We start from the raw sequence: 22,473 nt of genomic DNA, 5'->3' as shown, positions 1-22,473 counted from the left end.
AAGGCCTCAACTCAGCGGTAAACCCAGCCCATATTCGAAGGCAAGGAACAGGAGGCCTGCGATCAATGGAGAGTGAACGAATAAGACGAGGGGGCGGCGCTGACCGAAAGCGAACATCAAAGTTGAAAGAGCGACCGGAGCGCCGACAAGGTAGCCAAACGATTCGAATGCAAAAACGAAGGCGCATAAAATCGCAAATACGATGAGGGGTCGTTTGAACTCAGCGAAGGCTGAGAGCTTTGCGTTTTGGCGAGTCGTCGCTTCAATTTGATTTTCATTTGTTAATCGTTTGAGTGAAAAGGTTGAAGTTAGACACAAGCAGAGCGCAAACAGACCGATGGATACGGCGCCGACGAGCGGGAAGAAGCGAGGCGATAGCGCCGTAACGCTGGCTTCGGCGACGTGGTTGGGGATGAGGTAGCCAATCGTGAAAATGGACAGCAACAGAATCGCCAGCGATGCGATAATGTCCTGCTTGAGACTTCGGTAAGATTCCATAATATGCGATTAGAGTGGGGAGCGCTTTTTTAAGCTGAATGATCGCTTCGGCTTCATTGTTTGGCCAGACCGATCGATTGAATCAAATCGCCTTGTCCCTGATGCTCCCGCCGGACATGCGCTTCGAAGTCGGCGCTGTTTCGATACTCGATCTGCATTGCCAGATTCCTGATCAGGTTTTCCATCTCGGCGCTTTTCATTGCTGAAGCAATCGAGCTCTCCAGCTTGGCGACGACTTCATCGGGAATCCCGGCGGGGCCGGCGATGCCCAATATGGAAGGCGCGGCGATTTCGTAGCCCAGATCAAGCAGGGTGGGAACCTCCGGGAAATCGGGCATTCTTTTGTCCGATAGAATCGCCAGCAGTTTGAATCGACCCGCCTTGACTTGCGACAGCCATTCGGTTGAACCCGCCATGATCGTGATATGCCCGCCCAGCAAGGCCGTCACAGCCGCCGTACCGCCGGTGTAGGGAATCGCCTTCCAGTCGAGGCCCTCCACCTGCGCGAGACGCTCCATCGCCAGATGCGGAGGCGTGCCCGCGCCGCCAATGCCATAACTCACGCTTCCCGGCCTTTGTCTGGCAAATTCGATCAACTCTTGAAGGGTTTCGAACGGAGCGTCTACAGGGGCGACAATGCCGAAATTCCAGGTCGCATACTGCGCGATAAATGTGAAATCTTTTAAGGGATCGTAAGGCAGATCGAGCATGTGCGGCATGAGAACGGAAGCGCCGGTTGCGAGCGTGAACAAATTATAACCGTCGGGTCTTTGCGCGCGAGTGAGAGCCGCGGCGACCGAGCCGCCCCCTCCCGGTTTATTGATCACGGTGATTCGTTTTCCGAGGTCCTTTTCGAGAATTTTTGCGAGAAGCCGCGCCGTGGAATCCGTCGTTCCCCCCGCTCCAAAGCCTACCGTTAGCTTGATCGTTCGCTTGGGCCAGTCGGCGGCCCAAGCGTTCGGAAAGAAGGACAGAGCCAGGAACAGACTGAAAATAATTTTCATGTGCACCGCGTCGAATTAGAGAAGTTAAGACTGAATCAATCTACCATACCGTTGAAGAATAATTTGGCGTTATGACCTTAGCATTATATTTTTTCGGACAGAAGAATTTTTGTGGTCCATGCAATGAATTGTCGCTTCATGCCGAGGTGTAGCTGATTCTTTCATCAATTGTATGAATGATTGTCCTGAGGAGCGCTACTACGAAAAGATGGCCCGTATGCTATGTTGGGACCTGGGCAAATACCGAATCACGTTCACTGATTGAACAATGAAAAATAAAAAAGGAAATTATGAAATCAAGTATGAGCTTTAAGGGTATGTATGTTGTGTTGTTAACGCTATTTCTAATGGCTCCCGGTTTAGCAACTGCGGAGAAAGCCTATGAGTCTGTGGATGAAAATTCTCTGTATGTGCGCATGGGGGGGTATGACGTTATATCCAATGTGATCGATGATTTTCTCACCAAGTCGTGGGCGGACCCTAAGATCGCGCATTTCTTTGTTGGAATGGGAACGGATACAAGGAATCAATTGCGACAGAAAAATAAAAATCTCATGTGCTACACAACCGGCGGTCCCTGTCGAGTGATCAATCGACCGCTGGAGGTGGTGCATGTGGGGCTGGGCGTTACGGACGCGGATTTCTACGTCATTGTCGATCATATCATGGTGTCGCTGAAAAAATTCAAGGTGGCTGAAAAAGAGCGGGGAGAGTTGCACGCCAAACTTTTATCTCTTAAACCCAAGATCGTGCTTACGGCGGACGTGCCGTTGAAGGCTCCGAAGCGAGAGGGTTTGGATGAAAGCGCTCAATTGGAAAATGCCCTGGGAATTTCCAATTTTAATATCGGTCGATACAGCGAGGCGTTGAGTCATTTTGAAACCGCTTCTAAAAAGGATTCGAGCGTTGGCGAGTATCATTTTAACGAAGCGATGGCTTTGGATAAATTGGGAAAACATGAGCTTGCCGCCAAGCACTTTGGCGCGGCGCAGGCAAACGCGCAGGGCAACGCAAGGATCACTGAATCGAAAATTTTGAAAGCACAAGTTTCAAAATAATAGACGGGCTTCGCCTGCAGGAAGAGGGCCGAAACGCTTTCAATTACGCCTGAACTGGTTGATAGGAGTGCGAGTTGAGCGTTAGAAACTTCCTCTCTGAGGGTGAGGAAGATTAGGGACTCACGTTTAACAAGCGTGGGTCCTTTTTTATTTGCCCTCATGCGCCGGGCAGGGGCAGGGCCTATCGCGATTAGATATTTTCTTATAAATTACAGATGTGTATTCTGTGACTAGACTTCATTGGTAAATTGAGAATTAACATTTTTTATAGGAAAACATCATGAAATCTAACATTCATCCACACATCATGAGTTTATTAATTTTTACAGGGCTGATTTTCCTGATGTCTGGCGCTGTGACGAGCGCCGATGCAGAAGAAATCCTCAAGGTTAAAACATCGATGCGGAGTCTGGAGCTGGTCGACAGTGATACGCATCGACAGGCAGAGGATAGTATTTTACTGACTGTGTTTCTTAAACACGATCAGTCCAAGACGATTGATGAAATCCAGACGATTTTGTCGGACGCCAAATTTATGGAACAGTTTCCGCCTGCGGGCACGCATGTCGTTTCCTGGTATGTGATGATGGGGATCGGTCAGGTCGTCACTCTGGAAGTGCCTGCAAAAAAGTTGCGGGAGGTGAACCTCGCCGTGGAGCGTTCGGGATGGAAGGCGTTTCGAACGGAGTTTTATGCGACTTATAACTTGTACCCTGTTATTAAGTCGAAGCTTGCTAACCAATCACAGAAATGCCTTAGGGAATAATTTTCCAAGCAGACTATGTCTGCAGAACAAGAGCCGTGAGTTTCCAGTTGCGCTTAAGCGGGTTAATCGTGAAAACAGATTAGATCTTGAGTTGAAAGTTTTCGAATAAGCTGGCGGCAACGGGGTTATGGATTAGTCCTGAATTGGAAGTCAGCCAGTATTCTTCATGCAGTTCCGCCAGGGTTCCCAGTTTTACCAGTTGACCTCTTTTTCTTATCCCCTTCACAGAAAAATCAGCGAGCGGCACCAGGCCTAATCCCTCCATGCCCAGTCTTTTTTGAACCGCGGTGTCCTGGGTTTCGATTGCAATGTTGATGGGAATCTCTCTCACGCGGAAGTAATGCTCCAGATCGCGACGTAACTTGCTATGCAGTGTCGGGAAGATGAATGGCTGACCCGCCATTGATTGCGGAAACTTTCTCGCAAGATTCTTGAATTTGGGCGCGGCAAAAATTGAGATGGGAGCGCTGGCAAGCATTCGCGAGGAATGCAATTTCGCGTTGCCGATGGATGGGGGGTAATTTGAAATCACCAAATCCGTTTTGTAGGCGAGCAATTCCCGAAACAGAAAATCCCCTTCTCCCTCAAGAACGGTGATGCTACATTCGGCGACTTCGCCTGCGGCTTGAATGAGTAGCTGGATCAGTTTTTTGGGAATGCTGTCCAGGGCCCCCACTTGAAGATGAGCGCGCCGTGCGAAGGATCCATTCTTCAATGCCTCTTGCATTTCATCGCCGAGTCGAAAAATTTGATTGGCGTATTCCAGAGCCGTCTGACCCGCTTCTGTTAGGGTCAGTTTTCTGTTCTCCCTGTGAAACAATTGCAGGCCCAGATTATCTTCCAGCTGTTTCAATTGCAGGCTGATGGCAGGCTGGCCGAGGAGAAGTTTCTTGGCGGCTTGCGAAACGCTCCCTTCCATCGCCACGGTCCTGAAATAATATAAATGCTGGTAATTAAGCGAATTCATGATGATATTTGCATTAATAAAATCAATATTAATTGTAAATATTATCAATAAAACCAAATTGAATGCAAGCCATCTTAACTAGTAAACAGGCGAAAAGACTGTGAGCAGTGCAGCTTGTTTAAGGTGGCGCGAGGGGAGCGTCTGGAGCGTGGGCCTGCTGGCAACGCGGCCAAACTTCGACGGTTCCCAGCGCTGAATCTCTAAAAGACAGTCTCCATGGTAACGGATTTTATTAAAATTCAAGGAGGGTGTTATGAAAAACTCAATCAATCGATTTTTCGGTTTCGACAAAAACTCTTTGTTTCATGTTTTTATCCACGCAGGATTTATTATTGCGATCCTTGCGGGGATCATGACGATTTGGGTTTCTTACTTCTGGCAATGATCGTGAATTTTCGAGGAGGTGAGCGCTATGCTGACTGACATCTATTTGATTACGGTGATTGTTGTCCTATCCCTGATTGCGACGGGAGCGGTTCTAGCTTCAGGGAAAATTTTTGACTAGTCTTGCGGCTCTATCAAGTCGGGCGGACTTCGCCCGCTTGGTTAGAGCCGTAAGTTTTCAATTGCGTTTAAAGGGGTTGATAGCAGTGCGAGATTAGCTTTGCGGGTCCAGCGTCACGCTGGGCAGATTTCATCTGCTTAATAAAAGCCGAAACGTTTCAGTTGCGTCTAAAGGGGTAGATAGCAGAGAGATGACAGCGTTATGAGTCCAGCGTCACGCTGGGCAGATTTCATCTGCTTGATAAGAGCCGAAGATTTTCTGATTTCGCCCAAGGGGATGATAGCAATGCGGGTTAGCCTTATGGGTCCAGCGTCAAGCTGGGCGCCTCGCCGGGTTTGGTGGAATCGTAATTTTGCCCATCGTCCACAGCGTAATTCTTATTCTGTCCGTTCGGCACAGAAACCATGACAGATCCCTCGCATTTTTCAAAACCGTCGGTAGCGGTGAAATCGATTCGATAGACGCGGCCATTCCCGTCTTTGCCCGCTTCCGCGCGTAACAGAACCGAGTCCACAGGGTCGGCGACCTGAATGACGGCGTCGGGTCCGTTACTGCCATAGCCCTCGCCCAGCACCGGCTCGTCCTGCGTGACCTTCACGATATCGAGAATGGCAATATTATAAAAGTCTCGGTCATCGACGACATTCTTGATTTTGATGGCGTGCATTTTGGAATCAAGCGGGCGCAGGCTGACTTTGCTAGGTAGCGCGCGTTTGCAATTCGGCGGGTCGATGTCGCTGGCGACATGGACGATGACCGTATCAGGCGTCGAGGTTTTCGGGTCGTCCTTGTTATCATCTGTGACTTCCAGTTTGAAAATGAAGATACCGCCGCCGGGTTTAATGGGCGGCACGTCGAAATAGGGCGTGGGCGAATTCGCGCTTTTCAGCTCGACTTTGTCGCCGGTCAGTTGACTCCAGCGATAGGAGAAATTGTCGCCGTCGGGATCGTGGCTGGCGGAGCCGTTGAGCGTGATGGAGCTTCCCTGCCGACCGGTGATGTCTTCGCCTGCGTTGGCGACGGGGGGATTGTTGGTCGACGGTTTCGGTTCCGCGTGGAGCGGAGCGGCAGACAAAACCAGCAGGACGATGGATAGAATTCGTATCAGCATAAGTAGTGATCAATTAAAAAAAGGGGGAGGGGCGAAGCCCCTCCCCCCGATTGCTAGAGTTTAAAAAAGACTATCTCCTTTTACCAGACTTTTTCTTACTTTTCTTTCCCTTATCGTCATCCTTGTCTTTGTCGCCATCGTTGCCCCTTCGAGTATTGAAGGAAACATCGGTTTCTCCAAAGTCATTTCCGACGGTGACAGAGAAAGGAATCGGCGTGGAATAGGACAGTCCGCTCAGGTCGGTGCGTTTGACCTTGAGTTTGAATTTACCGTTTCTATCCACCTTCACCTCGGTAAGGCCGCTGTGTCCGCCTTTGTAGGTGTAGGTAACGCCCCGGTCTCGATCTTTATCCTTGTCCTTGTCTCTGTCTCCTCCTTTAACAGTGAAGGAGCCTGGAGGCAAGTTCCAGGTGAAGCCGTTCAAGGTGATGACAACCGGATCGGTGAGCCAGTTCAGGCCGTCGCCGTTGGAAAATTCAGTGAATTTTCCATCGATCTGCAACCAGTCTTTCGGCCCTCGATCATTGTCCTTGTCTTTGTCCTTATCCTTATCCTTGTCGCTGTCGCCTCGATGAATTTTCAACTTGGTTTTGAAAATGTTGATATCGAGATCGAAAGGACGAACCGTTACCACCTGCGTAGCGGTCGAGGTGTTGCCCGCCGCGTCTGAGGCGGTCCAGGTGACGGTGGTCGTGGAGTCGACCGGGAAGCCTGCGGCTGGAGCGTCGTTGGTCAAGCTAACAACGCCGACAGCGTCGGTTGCAGTCGGCGAGCCGAGAGCAACCGTAGTCAGGGTTCCCGTAGCGCCCGTCGTTACATCAGCCGGAGCTGCGAGAGCGGGAGCGATCGTATCCTGAACCGTTACGTTTTGCACTGCGGTGGACGAGTTGCCTGCCGCATCGGTCGCCGTCCAGGTCACCACGGTTGTGGAGTTGGCGGCAAACGTTGCAGGCGCATCGTTGGTCAGAGAGACGACTCCAACAGCATCCGTCGCCGAAGCGTCCGCTGAAATGTTGATGGCCATCGTCGGTCCTGTCGCTTCCACCGTACGATCCGTCGCAGTGACTACCGGAGCGATGGTGTCCTGAACCGTCACGTTTTGCACCGCGGTGGACGAGTTGCCCGCCGCATCGGTTGCCGTCCAGGTCACCACGGTCGTGGCGTTGGCGGGGAAGGTTGCAGGCGCATCGTTGGTCAGTGAGACCACGCCGACAGCATCCGTCGCCGAAGCGTCCGCTGAGATGTCAATGCTCATCGTCGGACCCGTGGCTTCCACCGTACGATCCGTAGTGGTGATGACCGGAGCGATGGTGTCCTGAACCGTTACGTTCTGTACCGCGGTGGAGGTGTTGCCCGCCGCATCGGTCGCCGTCCAGGTCACCACAGTCGTGGCGTTGGCCGGGAAGGTTGCAGGCGCATCGTTGGTCAGAGATGCAACGCCGAACTCGTCGGTCGCCGTGGCATCCGCCGAGATGTCAACGCTCATCGTTGGCCCGGTGGCCTCCACGGTTCGGTCGGTCACAGTGATTACCGGCGGCGTCGTGTCCTGCACCGTCACGTTTTGAACGGCGGTGGAACAATTGCCGGCGGCATCACAAGCCGTCCAGGTCACCACAGTCGTGGTGTTGGCGTTGAAGGTTGCAGGCGCATCGTTAGTCAAAGACACAACGCCGACAGCATCCGTCGCCGTGGCATCGCCAGAAACATCGACAGCCTGAGTAGGTCCTGTCACTTCCACCGTGCGATCACTCACGGTGATCACAGGCGCGATGGTGTCTGCGACGGTGATTTGTACCGTGTCGTCGCTGGTTTCGCTACCGTCGCTAACGGTGAGGGTGATGTTGTGCGTACCCGCCGCCAATGGAACGATGGGGTTGACGCCGCTTGCGGTGGCGTCGCCCGACCAGTCGTAGGTCAGCGGATCGTTATCTGCATCGGAAGAAGCCGAGCCGTCGAGCGTTACGTTCGAACCCGCCGGGCCTTCCTGCTCCACGGTTTGATCCGGACCCGCATCGGCGACCGGAGGCGTGTTGGTGTTGACGATGGTGACATCGACGGTGTCGGTGTCTGTGAAAGAACCATTGTCTACGGTCAACTCAAAAGTCGCCACCGTATCGACCAGCACCGCAGGCGCGGTGAATGACGGATTCGCCGAAGAGCTACCGGAGAGCGCCACTGCAGGGCCTGCTACCTGAACCCAGCTATAAGTCAGGGTTCGACCGAAAGGATCGGAGCTGTTGGTTCCATCCAGAGTCGCATTCGTTTCTTCATCCACGTTCTGGTCGCTTCCCGCATCCGCCACCGGCGGCGCGTTGACCACGTTGAGCGAGAAGTTACAGGAACCTTGCGCATTCTGTGAATCCGCGAAGTTGATGGTGACCGCATGCGAACCGGTTGTGGTTGGCGTGAAGTTGAAGGTCGTGTTGAAGGGATCGTTCTGAGTGGTTCCGCTCGACGGGACCAGAGTCGCGCCTGCCGGAACGCCGAGAGCGGTCATCGTCAACTGCGTGTCTTCGAGATCGTTACCTGTTGCGGAGATCGCAAACGCCTGACCCACGCCAACCGTGCTGTTCACCGGACCGTTCAGGGTACAGGTGGGGGCTTCGTTCAAAGCCAGTTGACCGTTCACTTCAATGATAAAATCCAGATCAGAGGTGAGGCCGCCTTCTGTGAGTTCCACCTGCAGCGCCCATTTGGATTTGTCGGCGGCTGAAGTAGCGTCCCAGGAGACCACACAATCGCTCGATACGCTGAGCGCGTTGCCTCCCGCGGTCGGATGCGTATTGTAACCCGCGTCGGTCGTGCCTGACAATGCAGCCAGTGAACAAGTTACGTTATTGCTGTCCGGATCGGCGAAGGGCAGAGCGACTGAATTGGGGCCTTGGGGCCATTGCAATTGCGGCGTGATGGACGAGATTGTTGAGCCGGTTTGCGAACCTCTCAAGTCCACCATGGTTTGCACTCGATAAATGGTATCGCTTCCATTAGACAGCGTGCTGATGCGGCAACAGGAATCGATTGATGCCCTATAGGGGCCGGTTCCAGGGTAAGTTTTGCTGAAGGTGTTCGTGTGGATGTTGTAAGATTCGCCGCGCAGATCACTCAGTGTGGCGACAACGGGGCCAGCTTGTCCCCATGTTCCATCGCCGAGCTCTACCACCTGACTTGTGGGCTGGACGCCAAAAGAACTCCGCCAGGCGGAGGTGACGGTGAACTGCACCGTCGTTGGCCCGGTTTTTTTCCAGGTGATTTGTCCGAAACGAAAATGGGTGGCGAAGGCGTCCGCCGCTCCCATGATCATAAAAAATAATGTCAGTAGTAAAACCAGATAGTGATTAGTTTTTGATTTCATTCCCCGTGCGCCCCGTTTTGTTTAAAGATAAATGTTTGATCCGCGATGTTTTGTGATGCAAGCCTCGTTAGCCTTGAATTCCCAAAGCCCTGCGCGCCATGGAGATATGCTCCTGAGCGTCCTGTTCATTCCCCGCGGTGCAGGCTTTTTCGGCCTCGTCGCGCATATAAGTCGCTTCTTTTCTAACGCCGTCCGAGACGTTGGCGTTTTCCAACTGCGTGTCCAATACTGCCAGTTCTGAATGGCAGTCGCCGGCAAAGGCAGGAGCCGCCATCATCAGAAGCGTCGCAAGCGCTAAAACTAGTTTTAATTTCATGAGAGGTTTCCTTAATAAAGTGAAGATATATAAATAATCTATGGACAGACTGAAAAGCGTTGATTGAGAAAATGCTGTATCCTAAAGTGACCAAATAGGCTTTTATTGCAAATAGCTTGATTAAACTACCCCAAAAAGGTCGTTTTTGCAGTAAAAAACTCCGGTTTATCAGGTCTATTTGCCATTAATGTCAAAAATTTCAACTAGATGCGGCGATTGTGCCAATTTTTGATAATTTTCAAAAAATTAGCGAGTGGTCCCCGAAAAAATTTATTGTAGAATAGCCGGGCTGTTCACAGCGAAACCTTAAATCGCCGAAACATGAAAATGAATCTATTCTTTATAAGAGCGCCGCATCTTCTGAAAATTTTGTGCCTCGCCGGAGCGCTGAGCCTAACGGGAGCGTCATTCGTTTCCGGGCATGGACCGGGCTTCCCCAAGGTGGGAACCATCGCACAAACTGCCAATGGCGTCGCCATTCAAGTGAAAGATCAGAAACTGTTCGATGTAGCGCAGGCGCTGGAACAGGTCACGGGAGTGAAATTCAGGGTCGCCGGGCATTTGGGACTGGACCTCATCAGCGCAGACATCAACCAGCCCGACTGGCCCTCCGCCATTCGTCGCCTGCTGGTCAACTACAGCACGGTGGAGATCGGATCCAACCCGCTGGGCAAGGTGATGATCCTCGACCGAACCGGAGATATGGAAATTGTGGATGAAGGGCAAGCCCTCGCGCAGGAAAACAAAAGCCCCGGGGGATTCGCCTACCGACCCGCCAAACGCATTCAGAAAAAAATCTGGGCCAAAGAGCGCATCCCCTACACAAAGGCCCAGCTCGAACTCCTGCTGGGAGATACTTTCCGCTCCGCCATCCCCGAAGAAATTTTTCACGACCCCAGCTTCCGCGCGCTGTTGACGCGACACGAAATCAAGAAGCCCGAAGACCTGGCGCACTTACCCAAAGCCATGCAGGTGAAAACGGAAGCGGGAAAACTCTATCGCGTCCTGCAAAAAAGAGAATACCTCCAGCAAAACCCGCGCTGAGCCGCGTGTCGCGGCAGACTGATGGAGAAACCAGAGGTCGAAGGATCACAGTCTGAATTTTCCCGGCGCTGAGCCGCTTGTAGCGGCCCTTTGCAATAGATCGCGCGACATCGCGCTTTCGTGCTGAAGTCTTGCCCGATCCGATGGCGCAAGACAGGCGCGGGATTTCGCTTGTCGGCGTCTTGCGTTTCAATTAACCTTGCATCGTAGGAGATTGAAACGTTTCAAATTACAGCGAGGAATTGCCCATGATAGATTTTGTAGCGACATTCATATTTTTCTTCGCTGTCATAGACCCCATTGGAACGGTCCCCGTCTTCATCGCCGTGACAAAAAAATTTGACGACGCCGCGAAACGCAAGATCGCTCTTTATTCGACGCTGGCCTCCGCCGGGATCCTGTTGTTCTTTGTGATAGCCGGTGAGATTATTTTGACAGCGATGCAGATTCCGCTTTCAGCCTTTCAGGTTGCGGGTGGGATCGTGCTGTTCCTGTTTGCATTGACGATGATCTTTGGCGAAAGCAAGCCGGAAGAAGAAGTGCGACTGGTGGAGTGTAAAAAAGAAACCGCCATTTTTCCTTTAGCCGTCCCTTCCATTGCAGGGCCTGGAGCCATGCTGGCCGCGGTGTTGATGACCGAAAACTCGCGTTTCAATATCTCCGAGCAGGCGCAAACTGTGGGAATGATGTTATTGGTCCTGCTCATCGCTTACATCCTGATGCTGGCTTCCAACTGGATCAATCGGCTCATAGGGAGTAGCGGCGCCAGCGTCGTCAGCCGGGTGATGGGCCTGATCCTCGCCGCCGTCGCCACCACCAACACCCTTGCGGGCATCAAGGAATATTTCAATTTGTGAGAGCGCGCCAGACCTGTCGCTTCGTTACTGGCAGATTTCTGGGCAGAAGTGGATCAGGTTTTAAAAGAGAAAGGAATCATCCAATGAGTACATTAAAAATTGGAATTGCTAATTATGGTGAAATGAAGGCGCGCACCTTGGCTATTGCCAGCGGGAAAATTAATCCGAAGCGTAATGACCCGAAAGTGTGGTTTACGTCCATGGAGAGCTTTGCCAAAATTTTGTCTGACAGGAACCGGGTTTTGCTCGACCTTATCCTGGAAAAAAATCCGGGTTCACTTGCAGAGCTTGCAGAACTATCAGGACGCGCCAAATCAAATTTATCGCGCACCCTTCACACCATGGAACGTTATGGCCTGGTTCGGCTCAAGAAAGGAGTCAGCGGTAAAATCATTCCTCGCGTCCCTTACACAGATATCGTTCTGGATGTTTCGATCGGAGTAAAAAGATCACCCGCTTGATTTTATGTCAAGTGGAGCTTCTCGTCGCCGGGTCCTGGCGATAGAAACTCTGCAGGACCTGATAGAGTTCCGGATGGTAGAGCTTCATGTCTTTTGGTTCGCAAAAGAAATGCTCCGTCGCCACCGCAAAAAATTCCGCCTCGTCCGTTGCCGCATAACTGTCAAAGAACAGTTCCTCTCCCTGTTCCACTTGCTCGCATAGTTCCAGATATTCTTTCGAGCAGACTTCAGTCCAGCGTTGATATTCTTCGCGACTCGCCAGCGGCGGGGTGCCGTCGGCGCTGTCGTCGAGCATGTCCAGTTTATGGGCGAATTCGTGATAGACCACATTGTGTCCGTATTCGGGGTGGCGGGTTTCTTTCTTCACTTCATCCCAGACGAGTATCACCGGTCCGCCGTGATGATGCGCTTCGCCAAGAATGGGCATGGGGCCGCGCACGGGGTTGGTGACGACTTCGAAGAATCCGACCTTGCTCTCGGGTGAAAATACGGTGGTCGGGTAAACGTAAATAGATTCCACATTGCGATAGGAATCGTTAGGCAGGGCAAGGATGAGCAGGCAGGCATGGGCGGCAATGGTGACGCGAATTTCATCCGTTAATATCAGGCCATTGCAACCCGACCAGGTTTTTTCTGCGATAAAGATTTGGATGAGCTCCTGCAGGCGCTTTTTTTCATCAAGGGTGAGATGTTGGTAGTATTGAAGGTTTTTCTGAACCTGCTTTTCCCAGGCGCTGGGGAAAGGAGTCGCCAGTATTTTTTTCCGCTGATAATTCCTGAACCATTGCCACATACAATAAACTTCTTTCAAGGTGAGTTTGCGCCGCACCCTCTTTGAAAAATGGGTGTGAGTCCAGAATAACGATAGCGCCTTATTATATGAATACTGAAACAATTCTGGCAATAAGGGATGCATCCAATTTACCTTCGTGTACTTCTGTGAAAGGGATGGCAGAAGTTTGGATTCATCTGGGAGTTCTTTATAATCCAAATAGTCTCATTAGAAAAGGGGAGTCGCTTGCTCTCCAAAACCCATCGAGATATAGAGTGTGAATGAACTGAGTTCAAACGGATATCATCATTAGAAGAATTCAATGGAGTGGAAGAAAACCAGAAGAACCAATACAGGAGCGATCAGGCCTGCCGAAACCCTCCAGACCCAGAAGCCCGGGCCTTCCTTGATCCCGAGTTCGTTCAGGATCGAGTGTTTGGACATCACCCAGGAGGCAAAGAGGGCGATCAAAATCCCGCCGAGCGGCATCATGATATTGGTGACCAGATAGTCGATGTTCTCGAAAAAATTTTTTCCAAACAAAGTTTTGCCCGACCAAAGGTTGAACGAGAGTAGCGTGCCGAGTCCCAGGAGCCAGGCGCCCAGCCCGCCCAGAAGCGAGGCTTTGTTACGCGTCATATCATGATTTTCCACCAGCCAGGCGACCGTCGCTTCTATCATTGAGATTGCCGAGGTGAAAGCGGCCAGCAGGAGGAGCATGAAAAACAAGGCGCCGAACACTTGTCCCCCGAACATATTTCCAAAGGCGACGGGCAGGGTCTGAAAGATCAGGCCGGGGCCGGATGCGGGTTCCAGCCCGTGCGCGAAAACGATGGGGAAGATGGCCAGTCCCGCCAGTATGGCTATGGCGGTGTCTGCGGCGGCGATCATGAAGCAGGCTTTGGGAATCGATATGCCACGCGGCAGATAGGAGCCATAGATCATCATCGCGCCCGACGCCAGGCTGAGAGTGAAAAAGGCCTGTCCCATTGCGATCAGAATGCTTTCCCCTGTCAGTTTTGAAAAATCGAAATCGAACATGAAGCGCAGGCCTTCCATGAATTTTCCCGTGGAGAGGGCGTAGGCGAGAAGGGTGAGTATCAGGATCAGCAACACAGGCATTAGAATTTCTACCGCCTTTTCGATTCCTGTCTGCACGCCTTTGGCGACGACGAGCAGGGTCAGCAGGCTGAACAGGCTGTGCCAGAACAGAAGGGTCCAGGGTTGGGACAAAAATTGATTGAATATTTTTATCGAATCGTCGGGACTGATATTTTGAAATGTCCCGAGTCCCATTTGCAGTCCGTAGGAGAAGACCCATCCTGAAATCACGCTATAAAACGAAAATATAATGAATCCGGATAGCAGACAGAGCCAGCCCGTGACGGCCCACATGGGGTGGCTTTTATTTTCTTCTACGATGTTGCTTATGGAGTTGATCGGATTTTGACGACCGTAGCGTCCAATGGCGACTTCGGCAATGATCAGGGGCAGGCCTAACACCAGCACGCAGATGAGGAACACGAAAACAAAGGCGCCGCCTCCGTTTTCTCCGGCGATGTAGGGGAATTTCCAGATATTTCCCAAACCAATCGCAGATCCCGTCGCGGCAAGTATGAAAGTGAAACGCGAGGACCATTCGCCATGAATCGACTTGCGGGGTTTGCTCATGGATGCTTTCGTGAAGTGAATTGATAAGTCCGCAAACAAGAGCCAACTCGGGCTCTTCTATAATTTAGGCCGTTTCCCGTATTATGGGTCTTTTATTAAAAATATTTAATCCTGTAAAAGTCGCTATTTCCCCAAATAGAACTAAATTAATAGGGTGGATAGAATGTCTCCGACCGGTTTGAGAGCGGCAGGATATCTATCTGCGAGAAATCAATGCTAACGATCGCGGGGGATACACATGAATACTCCAAGGCGAAAAGATTTCGAAGTTTTCTGGGGAATTGTGCAAAAGGAAATCCACACTCACCCGGTCATAGTCGACAACTCCTATTGCAAATGGTTTAAGAAGGGAGAGGCCAGCGAAGCGCAGATCATCGATTTGTTCGAGCAATTCGCCGTGTTTTCAAAATGGTTTTTGCTGGCCCAGTTGATGCGGTTGCTGAACGCTTCGGACCGGGAATCTGAAACGCATGCGCGTTACATATTAGCGAATGAACTGGGTGTTGGCATCAACCCCGACGGATCGACCGAAGAGCAACCCTTCAAAACGCGTTGGGCTCATATCAACTGGCTGAGGGATACGGCTCGTCCCTTGAATCTGGACCCAGACAAACTGGGCAGTTGGGAATCTTCATCGCCGCAGACCAAGGAATTTATCAAGGGACTCGAATCAACCTATGGCAGTAAAGATGGCGAGTTTGGACGCGGTGCGAGTTATGCGATTGAGACCTGGGCCGCCTGGGGGATCGGAAAGGGAGAGGAAGCGGAGGCAGATAATTTCTGGAAGGAATTAATCACAGGGCTTGAAATTTATAACGACAGAAAGGCATTGTCCGCGGATCAAAAAATTCCTCTCGATTTTTTTCAGTTTCATTTCGATAGCGAAAAGGGGCACGGCGACAACGTTCTTGAAGAAATGAGAGATGCTTATTATAAGCCTGAATTCGATCATAAAAAGTTTCTGCGGGGAGGGCATCAGGCTTTGGACGCGATCCATACTTTCTGGCTGGGCCTGGATCAGTCGCGAAGAGGCTTATAACAGGGGCCTGCCGTCGGTTTCATCGGCGGGAGAGTTCGCCCGCTTGCATTCGTTCGAATTCAGAGCGATTCATGGGCGTGCTTTATTGTTTCAAACTCCCGCAGGCAGTCAGGATTGGACAGGGCCATCAAATTGTTGACGGCCCTGTTTTCGAAAATATTTTTAACGCAGAGCTCCATCTTTTTGCCATTCATTGTCCGGGGAATATCAGCGACCTGATAAATCGCATGAGGGACATGCCGGGGGCTGGCTTCGGTTTTTAAGGCGGTCTTCATTCGGATCTTGAGAGAATCGCTCAACGGCATGTCCTTTTGCAGGACGACGAACAGGATCATTTGAATATCGTTTTTATTCTCGACCCCTATCACCAGACTGTCCTGCACGCCCTCCATTTTTTCAATCACTCGGTAAATTTCAGCGGTCCCGATGCGCACCCCTCCGGGATTCAGGGTGGCGTCGCTTCTGCCGTACACGATCACGCCGCCATGATCGTTGATCTCAATGAAATCGCCATGCAACCAGATTCCGGGAATGCGGCTGAAATAGGAGTTGAAGTAGGTTGCGTTGTCCGGGTCATTCAAAAAATAAATCGGCATGGAAGGGGCGGGCTTGCGACAGGCCAGTTCGCCCTTGGCGCTGCGTACTGGGCGGCCCGATTCATCCAGAGCGACGACGTCCATCCCCAGTCCCAGGCACTGTATCTGGCCTGCGCGCACCGGGAGCATGGGATTGCCCAGCATGAAGCAGGAGATGATGTCGGTGCCCCCGCTGATGGACGACAATTGAACGTTGGTTTTCACCTGTTCATAGACCCAGTGGAAATCTTCCTTGCTCAAGGGAGAGCCGGTGGACAGGATCGTTTTAAGACTTGTAAGGGAACTGCTGGCTTTCGGGCTCACCCCTGCCTGCTGGTTCATGGACAGGAATTTGGGACTGGTACCAAAAACGCTGATGCCGGTCTCGTCTATCAGGTCCCAGAGGACGTCGTAGGAGGGGAAGGCCGGGGAGCCATCGTAAAGAACGATGCAGGCGCCTTGCGCCAGAACGGAGGCGAGCCAGTTCCACATCATCCATCCGCAGGTCGTGTAATAAAAAACGACATCCGTGTCGTCGATGTTGCTGTGTAGCGCATGTTCTTTATGATGCTGGAGCAAGGCCCCGCCCGCGCCATGAACGATGCATTTGGGGCGTCCCGTCGTCCCGGAAGAATAAAGGATGAATAGCGGATGGTTGAAAGGGAGGGATTGAAATTCGAAACGGTCGGGGTTCCCTGTGCTTAAAAAAGATTCCCAGGAAAAACATTCGGCGATTGAAAGATCGGGGGCATGGAGCGTTTCATTGATGACAGGAACGCGGACCAGGTATTTGAGACTTGTCACTTCTTTGACGATAGAAGCGATCCTGTCATCTACTGAAAAAGTTTTCCCGTTGTAAAAATAGCCGTCGCTACAAACCAGTAGTTTGGGATTGATTTGCCCGAGACGGTCAATGACCCCTTGCGTGCCAAAATCCGGCGAGCAGGAACTCCAGACGGCGCCGATGGATGCGCAACCGAGCATGGCGATGAGCGTTTCGGGAATGTTGGGCAGGTAGCCGGCGACGCGGTCGCCGGGTTGAATGTCGAGCGCCGTCAAGGCCGAGGCGAATTGAACGACGTCCCGCTTCAATTCACCATAGCTCATCCTTGTCAGAGGCCGGTTCTCCAGTTTGCTGATGAGCGCTAGTTTTTCAGGCGGAGCCTGTAGCAAATTTTCGGCGTAATTGAGTTCAGCCCCTTCGAACCAGCGCGCCCCGGGCATGCTTTCCTGGGAGAGAATTTCATGCGGCGGTTTGCGAAATTTTATCCCGGAATAGACGCGGTAAAATTCCCAGAACTCCTTGTGATTCTCAACGGACCATTGATGCAGTTGCGAATAAGAGTTCAGGGATAAAGAGAACTCCTTGTTGACGGCGTTCATGAAATGAAACATGTTTGACCGCTCAACTTCTTCCGCGCTGGGTTCCCACAATATATCGTTCATTGGAAATCGGTCTGCAAAGAGTGGTTGATAAGCGGCTAAACCCTTTCAATGATCATTGCAAGCGCTTCTCCCCCTCCGATGCATAGACTGGCCAGTCCTCTCTTGAGATTTCTTTCCTGCAAGGCGTTGATCAGGGTCACAAGAATACGCGCCCCGGTCGCTCCAATGGGGTGACCCAGCGCAATAGAACCGCCGTGCACGTTCACCTTTTCAGGATTCAGCCCCAGCTGTTCGTTCACCGCCAGGGACATGACGGCGAAGGCTTCATTGATTTCGAACAGGTCGATATCGTTCACGCTCAATTGATTCGCCTTTAAGATTTTGCGAATCGCTTCTACGGGCGCCAATGCGAAGGTAGCGGGGGATTGCGCATGCGTTGTGTGGGCGATAATTCTGGCGATGGGTTTGAGGTCCGCCGTTTCCTTGCCGATGACCATCGCGGCGGCGCCGTCGTTCAGCTTGGCGCCGTTTCCCTTGGTGATGCTTCCCCGCTCCCGGTCGAATACCGGAGACAAGGAAGCGAAATCATCGAGATCGTCCGCAAAGGGTTGTTCATCCTTATCGATGACTGTCTGAACGCCCTTTTTCGTGAACGAAACACAGGCAATCTCCCTGGCAAATATTCCCGACTCCTGGGCGCGACGCGCGCGCGCGTAACTGTTGAGCGCATACGCATCCTGCGATTCGCGAGAGTAGGCGAGCTGTTGCCCCAGGGCATCGCTGAGCTGGCCCATATGCTTTTCTTCAAAAGAATCCCATAAGCCGTCATGGATCATGCTGTCGATCATCGAAGCGTTTCCGAGTTTATGACCCCTGCGCATTTGAGGGATCAGAAAGGGAGCGCGGCTCATGTTCTCCATGCCTCCTGCGACCACGAAATCCGCTTGCCCCAGTCGCACCGATTGATCGGCGAGGATCACGCACTGCAAGCCGGAGCCGCAGACCTTGTTGACGCTGAATCCTCCGACATGATCGGGCAGGCCGCTTTTTCGGGCGGCTTGCCGGGCCGGGGCCTGACCCAGACCGGCGGGAAGCACATTGCCCAGGTACACGGAGCCGATAGCATCCAGCGAAACCGCGCTCCGTTTCAAAGCCTCCGTAATCGCAACGGCCGCAAGATCGGGCGCCGAAACGGAAGACAGGGCTCCATTAAAAGCGCCAATGGGAGTGCGAACCGCGCTGTAAATATAGGAATGTTCCGCGTATTTCATTTTTTTTCAGGGCGTCCCAGCTGGAATAAATCGGATGTCTTAGCATAGTGATCCGCGCCCATCCTTCCGACATTCTTTAAAAGTTCAGGCGGCAGGCCTTTCTTCCAGTCCAGGTTCGAAAGGCTTTCAGATAACAAGATTTCCTTGACGTTGCCCAGAACCAGGGTGCCGACTCCCGCCCCTTCGCCGAGCTTGACCGTTTGGTTGAGCTCGCAGATGAAATTGACCGCGCTGTCTGCGATCAGTCTTGGCTCGTTCGGGCCCCGGTCGATAAAGGCGACATCAGCTTCCACAAATTCGTCTACCTCCGGTCCAAAAGGCGCCGAGCTGACATTAGCGCTGTTTGCATTTTCATAGGACACGTTGCCGACAACGTATTTTCCAGTCGCCTTGATGTTTCTCAGAGTGTCTTTTTCCGAACCGTCGCGATTGTAAATGATGGCGTTGGAAATGACCGGCGGATTGATCGAGCAGAGGTTGAAATAGCTGAACGGCGCCAGGTTATAGGTTCCCTTTTCAGACACGGTCGAAATCCATGCGATCGGTCGCGGTTGAACCACCGAGTTCATGAGATGATAAATCTCCACCCAGAAATGTTCTTCAGGTCGAATGGATACAAATTCCGTGGCTTTGCTCATGATGCGTCCTCTCTCCAGCTATTGGGATAGTCCGGGGCTTCCAGCGCCTCGCCTTCCTGCGTCAAATGCAGGGGGGAGAAGGTGTCCACCATGACGGCCTGTTCATCGGTTGATTTGGCGCCAATGGATTTTTCATACATTCCGGGATGCGGTCCGTGAGGAATTCCCGAAGGGTGATAACTGATCGATCCTTTATCGATACCCTTGCGACTCGTGAAGTTTCCCGAGACGTATAGCAGAAGTTCATCGCAATGCACCGACGAGTGATAGAAGGGGCAGGGAATGGCCTGCTCGTCAAAATCAAGAAGCCTCGGCAGAAAACTCATGACGGCGAAACCTCCGCCTGAAAAGGTCAAATGAGAGGAAGGGGGCAAATGCACGCGCCCTGTTTTGGGTTGTATGTCTTTCAGATTGATCGCAAAGGGATAGACAAAACCATCCCAGCCCGACATCTTGAAGTAGTTCTTCGAATAGAAAGTGCGAGTGTATTGTTCGCTCCGTTTGCGAATGATCGCGCATGCCTGGTCCGACTCAAACAGTTCGGCGTCCCATTCGGGCGTCTTGAAACTTCTTTCAGAATAGGGCGCATCCATTTTGAACTGTCCCCTGTCATTGATAAATTCTGAAGGGATGCCGACGCCCTCCCTGGCTTCAACAAATATCATGCGCGCTTGTTTGGAACCGCTGAAGCGGTAGGGGCAGGATCGAGGGATGATAAAATAATCTCCTGCGACCAGGGACAGTTTGCCAAACAGCGATTGCAATTCAATCTGCCCGTCGCGCAGGAAAAAAAGCTCGTCGGCGTCGTTATTTGCAAAGAATGCGCTCTCTTCTATTTCCGGGTGACACAAGCCATAGGTCAATGATTCATTAAAAGCCAATACCTTGCGACCGGATATATAGTCCCTGCCGGAATCAAAGCGCAGACTCTGAAAATGCCTGCGTTGCAATTTTTGAGGGTCCCGTTTGCGATAATCCGACCAGGCGGCTTCGAGGTAAGTTTCCGATTCCACTTCCTGCGTGGGCGGATGGTGCAAATATAAAATTGAGTAACTGTCCTCAAAACCTTCGCGCGTGAAACAATATTCGTTGAGCAACTGCTTGCTTGAGGAATAATGAGCGATATGGTGCATCGGCGGTACATTGCCAAATTTAAGATATCTAAACATGAATCAGCCTATCCAATGAGTGAGTTGTCCCAGGTTTTCAATTTCCAGAATGACCTCGTCTCCTTTTTTAAGAAAGCGGTCCTGTTCAAAACCGCAACCGGTGCCTACCGTACCGCTGGAAAGCACGTCGCCGGGATACAGCGTCTGATCTTCAGAGGCGTAGGCGATCATTTGTTCGAATGTGAAATGTGAGTCGCCGCTGTTGCCCTGCGACCAGAGTTCGCCGTTCACCCAGGCGCGCATGGATAAATTGCGCGGGTTCCCGATTTCATCGGGGGTGACGAGACAAGGGCCCAGGCCGGTATTGAAGTCTTTGGCCTTGGCGGGGCCCAGGCCGACGCGCATGATTTTTTCCTGAAGCGCTCGAGCGCTGAAATCGTTGACGATGGTGTAGGCGCCAATATATTTCGAAGCCTCTTTCACTGAAACGCGAAAGCATTTTTTTTTGATAATGATCGCCAGCTCCAGTTCAAAGTCTTTCTTACTCTCCCCGGCGGGAAAGTGCACGAGCGACCGGTCGCCGGAAAAACACCGCGTCGATCCGTTGTACCAGACAGGTCCGTCATACCATTCGGGGACCATTTCCAAACCGCGTTTGGCGCGGCAGGTTTTGACATGTTGTTCAAACGAATAAAAAGCCAGATAAGCGCCAGGATCTTCTATGGGAGGCAACAGGGTAACGCTGGTCATGGGGACGGGTTTCTGGCCCACAATGCGCTTCCATGCATTGCTTTCTTCAGCAAGAAATTCCAAAGCCGTCGTCGTGATCATGCCATTCATCGGGTAAATGAGCTGATCGCGCAAAAGTCCATGCTCGGGCTGGTCCTTGTTGAATAGATACCGCACAAATCTCATCGCTTGCTTTCCTCGGACTCAATGGCCTCGAACAGCGCTCTAAAATTTCCCTCGCCAAAACCTTGATGACCCTTGCGCTGAATCAGCTCATAGAAGAACGGGCCTGCGTTATCCTCGTCATAAAGGAGCGAAGCGTCCTTTAGAAAAATCTGTAATAAATATTTATCGTCCTTGCCATCCACGAGGATGCGATGGTCTTTTAAATCGCTCAAGGCCTCATCAATCTGTGCCACATTGCAGGATCGCAGGCGGTCCATCAGCAAATCATAATACGAGTCGGGAGTGTCGAGAAATTCCACCCCCTGTCCTCTCAGACGGTTCACCACGTCGATGATAGTTTCGACTGAAAAGGCGATGTGCTGAATGCCTGCGCCGTGATTCCGGTCAATAAAAGTTTGAATCTGGGATTCATTGAAATGCGGGCATAGCGGCTCATTCGTGGCGAATTTGATTTTGCTCGCCGGATCCCACATCACCCGCGAAGTCAAACCAGTGCCCTCCCTGCCGGTGCTGTAATCCGGCGTATGAAAGGCAACCCTCCAGTACTCCTCCATACCCATCACATGCTCAAAAAAATTGGCGATGGGATACAAGGTGCGGGCGTTGATGGTCAGATGATCGATTTTTTTCAGCGCCGATGTCGTATCATTCGCGCCCGGCAAGGACTCGAACAGAGGGATAGCGTTTTCGTCTCCAGAAATTTGAAGAAAAGAAAACTCCAGAAAGCCAATCGGCGTGGTGATGGTGATGAATCGGTGACAGGTCCCTTCACTCTCCAGAACCTTTTCTTCGTGGATGAAGGTCGCGTCGTGATCCTGCAGGTATTTGATCGTCGCCTGCAAATCCTCAACGAGAAAAGTCACCTTTCGGATTCCCGGCGAAAGCGTCTTTAAAAATCTTGCGGTGTAGGCGTGCGAAGATAAAGGCGAAGAAACCAGAATCTTTATTTTATTCGCTGAAAAATACACCCCTCTGCTTGAGAAAATTTTCTCCCACTCCGGGGTGGACCGATGCGATTCTTTGAAGCCCAGTTTGTTGATATAAAATTCGCGGCTCCGATCAAAAAAATCCACCACAAACTCAAACGAATAAATCCTGCGAATGCCAAGAGGGGAACCATAAGCCATGATATCAACTCCCTTCAAAAATGAACGACAC

General features: G+C 51.7%; 20 protein-coding genes. 6 read left to right on the top strand and 14 right to left on the bottom strand.

From position 1 onward, the window contains the following. Nucleotides 1-6 precede the first annotated feature (6 nt). Both G3M78_02565 and G3M78_02560 read right to left on the bottom strand, forming a co-directional pair. Nucleotides 7-498, bottom strand: a complete 492-nt coding sequence (locus G3M78_02565) for a tripartite tricarboxylate transporter TctB family protein (GenBank protein ID QPJ64338.1) — start codon at nt 496-498, stop codon at nt 7-9. A gap of 53 nt (nt 499-551) precedes the next feature. Continuing rightward, nucleotides 552-1,502 carry a tripartite tricarboxylate transporter substrate binding protein gene (locus G3M78_02560; GenBank protein QPJ64337.1) on the bottom strand — a complete coding sequence of 317 codons (951 nt, stop codon included), beginning with the start codon at nt 1,500-1,502 and terminating at the stop codon, nt 552-554. Between the two features lie 347 nt (nt 1,503-1,849). Here G3M78_02560 and G3M78_02555 point away from each other — a divergent pair, with 347 nt between their 5' ends. Together G3M78_02555 and G3M78_02550 are read left to right on the top strand one after the other, a co-directional pair. After that, nucleotides 1,850-2,560, top strand: a complete 711-nt coding sequence (locus G3M78_02555) for a hypothetical protein (protein ID QPJ64336.1) — start codon at nt 1,850-1,852, stop codon at nt 2,558-2,560. 280 nt (nt 2,561-2,840) lie between these two features. Beyond that, nucleotides 2,841-3,326, top strand: coding sequence for a hypothetical protein (locus tag G3M78_02550; protein QPJ64335.1), 486 nt, complete (start codon nt 2,841-2,843; stop codon nt 3,324-3,326). Nucleotides 3,327-3,405: 79 nt separating this feature from the next. Here G3M78_02550 and G3M78_02545 read toward each other — a convergent pair whose 3' ends face one another. The 4 genes from G3M78_02545 to G3M78_02530 all read right to left on the bottom strand — a co-directional run bounded on the left by G3M78_02545 (nt 3,406) and on the right by G3M78_02530 (nt 9,577). Next, nucleotides 3,406-4,293: a LysR family transcriptional regulator gene (locus G3M78_02545; protein ID QPJ64334.1), complete on the bottom strand. Its 888-nt coding sequence runs from the start codon at nt 4,291-4,293 to the stop codon at nt 3,406-3,408. Between the two features lie 803 nt (nt 4,294-5,096). Then, nucleotides 5,097-5,909, bottom strand: a complete 813-nt coding sequence (locus G3M78_02540) for a hypothetical protein (protein QPJ64333.1) — start codon at nt 5,907-5,909, stop codon at nt 5,097-5,099. A 70-nt stretch (nt 5,910-5,979) separates the two neighbouring features. Further along, nucleotides 5,980-9,261, bottom strand: coding sequence for an HYR domain-containing protein (locus G3M78_02535; GenBank protein QPJ64332.1), 3,282 nt, complete (start codon nt 9,259-9,261; stop codon nt 5,980-5,982). A 67-nt stretch (nt 9,262-9,328) separates the two neighbouring features. Continuing rightward, nucleotides 9,329-9,577 (bottom strand): hypothetical protein, encoded by a 249-nt coding sequence (locus G3M78_02530; protein ID QPJ64331.1) that lies wholly within the window; start codon nt 9,575-9,577, stop codon nt 9,329-9,331. 321 nt (nt 9,578-9,898) lie between these two features. Here G3M78_02530 and G3M78_02525 point away from each other — a divergent pair, with 321 nt between their 5' ends. The 3 genes from G3M78_02525 (at nt 9,899) to G3M78_02515 (ending at nt 11,939) form a co-directional block, all read left to right on the top strand. Further along, nucleotides 9,899-10,621 carry a hypothetical protein gene (locus G3M78_02525; protein QPJ64330.1) on the top strand — a complete coding sequence of 241 codons (723 nt, stop codon included), beginning with the start codon at nt 9,899-9,901 and terminating at the stop codon, nt 10,619-10,621. Between the two features lie 248 nt (nt 10,622-10,869). Continuing rightward, nucleotides 10,870-11,478: a MarC family protein gene (locus G3M78_02520; GenBank protein ID QPJ64329.1), complete on the top strand. Its 609-nt coding sequence runs from the start codon at nt 10,870-10,872 to the stop codon at nt 11,476-11,478. Nucleotides 11,479-11,561: 83 nt separating this feature from the next. Beyond that, entirely contained in the window at nt 11,562-11,939 is a 378-nt protein-coding gene (locus G3M78_02515; GenBank protein QPJ64328.1) for a helix-turn-helix domain-containing protein, read from the top strand. 7 nt (nt 11,940-11,946) lie between these two features. Here G3M78_02515 and G3M78_02510 read toward each other — a convergent pair whose 3' ends face one another. Both G3M78_02510 and G3M78_02505 read right to left on the bottom strand, forming a co-directional pair. Beyond that, complete coding sequence (locus G3M78_02510; GenBank protein ID QPJ66742.1) at nt 11,947-12,732, bottom strand: zinc-dependent peptidase; 786 nt, start codon at nt 12,730-12,732, stop codon at nt 11,947-11,949. A 288-nt stretch (nt 12,733-13,020) separates the two neighbouring features. Further along, a complete protein-coding gene (locus G3M78_02505; GenBank protein ID QPJ64327.1) occupies nt 13,021-14,382 on the bottom strand; it encodes a sodium-dependent transporter in 1,362 nt (453 codons plus the stop codon). Nucleotides 14,383-14,620: 238 nt separating this feature from the next. Here G3M78_02505 and G3M78_02500 point away from each other — a divergent pair, with 238 nt between their 5' ends. Continuing rightward, entirely contained in the window at nt 14,621-15,421 is an 801-nt protein-coding gene (locus tag G3M78_02500; protein ID QPJ64326.1) for a hypothetical protein, read from the top strand. 59 nt (nt 15,422-15,480) lie between these two features. On the opposite strand, the gene G3M78_02495 is transcribed toward G3M78_02500, so the two are convergent. Genes G3M78_02495 through G3M78_02470 form a run of 6 tightly spaced genes read right to left on the bottom strand, consistent with a single transcriptional unit; the run spans nt 15,481 to nt 22,442 of the window. After that, nucleotides 15,481-17,442: an acetoacetate--CoA ligase gene (locus G3M78_02495; protein ID QPJ64325.1), complete on the bottom strand. Its 1,962-nt coding sequence runs from the start codon at nt 17,440-17,442 to the stop codon at nt 15,481-15,483. Nucleotides 17,443-17,477: 35 nt separating this feature from the next. Further along, nucleotides 17,478-18,653 (bottom strand): thiolase family protein, encoded by a 1,176-nt coding sequence (locus tag G3M78_02490; protein ID QPJ64324.1) that lies wholly within the window; start codon nt 18,651-18,653, stop codon nt 17,478-17,480. Further along, complete coding sequence (locus G3M78_02485) at nt 18,650-19,291, bottom strand: flavin reductase family protein (protein QPJ64323.1); 642 nt, start codon at nt 19,289-19,291, stop codon at nt 18,650-18,652. The genes G3M78_02490 and G3M78_02485 overlap by 4 nt, the downstream gene beginning before the upstream one ends. Further along, the gene (locus tag G3M78_02480) at nt 19,288-20,460 is read right to left on the bottom strand and encodes a homogentisate 1,2-dioxygenase (protein ID QPJ64322.1); all 1,173 of its coding nucleotides are present in this window, start codon (nt 20,458-20,460) and stop codon (nt 19,288-19,290) included. The genes G3M78_02485 and G3M78_02480 overlap by 4 nt, the downstream gene beginning before the upstream one ends. Nucleotides 20,461-20,463: 3 nt before the next feature. After that, nucleotides 20,464-21,315 (bottom strand): fumarylacetoacetate hydrolase family protein, encoded by an 852-nt coding sequence (locus G3M78_02475; protein ID QPJ64321.1) that lies wholly within the window; start codon nt 21,313-21,315, stop codon nt 20,464-20,466. Next, on the bottom strand, nt 21,312-22,442 hold the full coding sequence (locus G3M78_02470) for a 4-hydroxyphenylpyruvate dioxygenase (GenBank protein ID QPJ64320.1): 1,131 nt from the start codon (nt 22,440-22,442) through the stop codon (nt 21,312-21,314). The genes G3M78_02475 and G3M78_02470 overlap by 4 nt, the downstream gene beginning before the upstream one ends. Nucleotides 22,443-22,473 lie beyond the last annotated feature (31 nt).

Source organism: Candidatus Nitrohelix vancouverensis (assembly GCA_015698305.1).
In the GTDB taxonomy this organism is placed as follows: domain Bacteria; phylum Nitrospinota; class Nitrospinia; order Nitrospinales; family VA-1; genus Nitrohelix; species Nitrohelix vancouverensis.
The sequence above is the reverse complement of the archived record's forward strand: the minus strand, read 5'-3'. Positions and strand labels throughout refer to the sequence as shown.

Coding starts and splice junctions, on each gene's coding strand:
- G3M78_02565 (QPJ64338.1), bottom strand. CDS start 498: ATGGAATCTTACCGAAGTCTCAAGCAGGACATTATCGCATCGCTGGCG.
- G3M78_02560 (QPJ64337.1), bottom strand. CDS start 1,502: ATGAAAATTATTTTCAGTCTGTTCCTGGCTCTGTCCTTCTTTCCGAAC.
- G3M78_02555 (QPJ64336.1), top strand. CDS start 1,850: ATGGCTCCCGGTTTAGCAACTGCGGAGAAAGCCTATGAGTCTGTGGAT.
- G3M78_02550 (QPJ64335.1), top strand. CDS start 2,841: ATGAAATCTAACATTCATCCACACATCATGAGTTTATTAATTTTTACA.
- G3M78_02545 (QPJ64334.1), bottom strand. CDS start 4,293: ATGAATTCGCTTAATTACCAGCATTTATATTATTTCAGGACCGTGGCG.
- G3M78_02540 (QPJ64333.1), bottom strand. CDS start 5,909: ATGCTGATACGAATTCTATCCATCGTCCTGCTGGTTTTGTCTGCCGCT.
- G3M78_02535 (QPJ64332.1), bottom strand. CDS start 9,261: ATGAAATCAAAAACTAATCACTATCTGGTTTTACTACTGACATTATTT.
- G3M78_02530 (QPJ64331.1), bottom strand. CDS start 9,577: ATGAAATTAAAACTAGTTTTAGCGCTTGCGACGCTTCTGATGATGGCG.
- G3M78_02525 (QPJ64330.1), top strand. CDS start 9,899: ATGAAAATGAATCTATTCTTTATAAGAGCGCCGCATCTTCTGAAAATT.
- G3M78_02520 (QPJ64329.1), top strand. CDS start 10,870: ATGATAGATTTTGTAGCGACATTCATATTTTTCTTCGCTGTCATAGAC.
- G3M78_02515 (QPJ64328.1), top strand. CDS start 11,562: ATGAGTACATTAAAAATTGGAATTGCTAATTATGGTGAAATGAAGGCG.
- G3M78_02510 (QPJ66742.1), bottom strand. CDS start 12,732: ATGTGGCAATGGTTCAGGAATTATCAGCGGAAAAAAATACTGGCGACT.
- G3M78_02505 (QPJ64327.1), bottom strand. CDS start 14,382: ATGAGCAAACCCCGCAAGTCGATTCATGGCGAATGGTCCTCGCGTTTC.
- G3M78_02500 (QPJ64326.1), top strand. CDS start 14,621: ATGAATACTCCAAGGCGAAAAGATTTCGAAGTTTTCTGGGGAATTGTG.
- G3M78_02495 (QPJ64325.1), bottom strand. CDS start 17,442: ATGAACGATATATTGTGGGAACCCAGCGCGGAAGAAGTTGAGCGGTCA.
- G3M78_02490 (QPJ64324.1), bottom strand. CDS start 18,653: ATGAAATACGCGGAACATTCCTATATTTACAGCGCGGTTCGCACTCCC.
- G3M78_02485 (QPJ64323.1), bottom strand. CDS start 19,291: ATGAGCAAAGCCACGGAATTTGTATCCATTCGACCTGAAGAACATTTC.
- G3M78_02480 (QPJ64322.1), bottom strand. CDS start 20,460: ATGTTTAGATATCTTAAATTTGGCAATGTACCGCCGATGCACCATATC.
- G3M78_02475 (QPJ64321.1), bottom strand. CDS start 21,315: ATGAGATTTGTGCGGTATCTATTCAACAAGGACCAGCCCGAGCATGGA.
- G3M78_02470 (QPJ64320.1), bottom strand. CDS start 22,442: ATGGCTTATGGTTCCCCTCTTGGCATTCGCAGGATTTATTCGTTTGAG.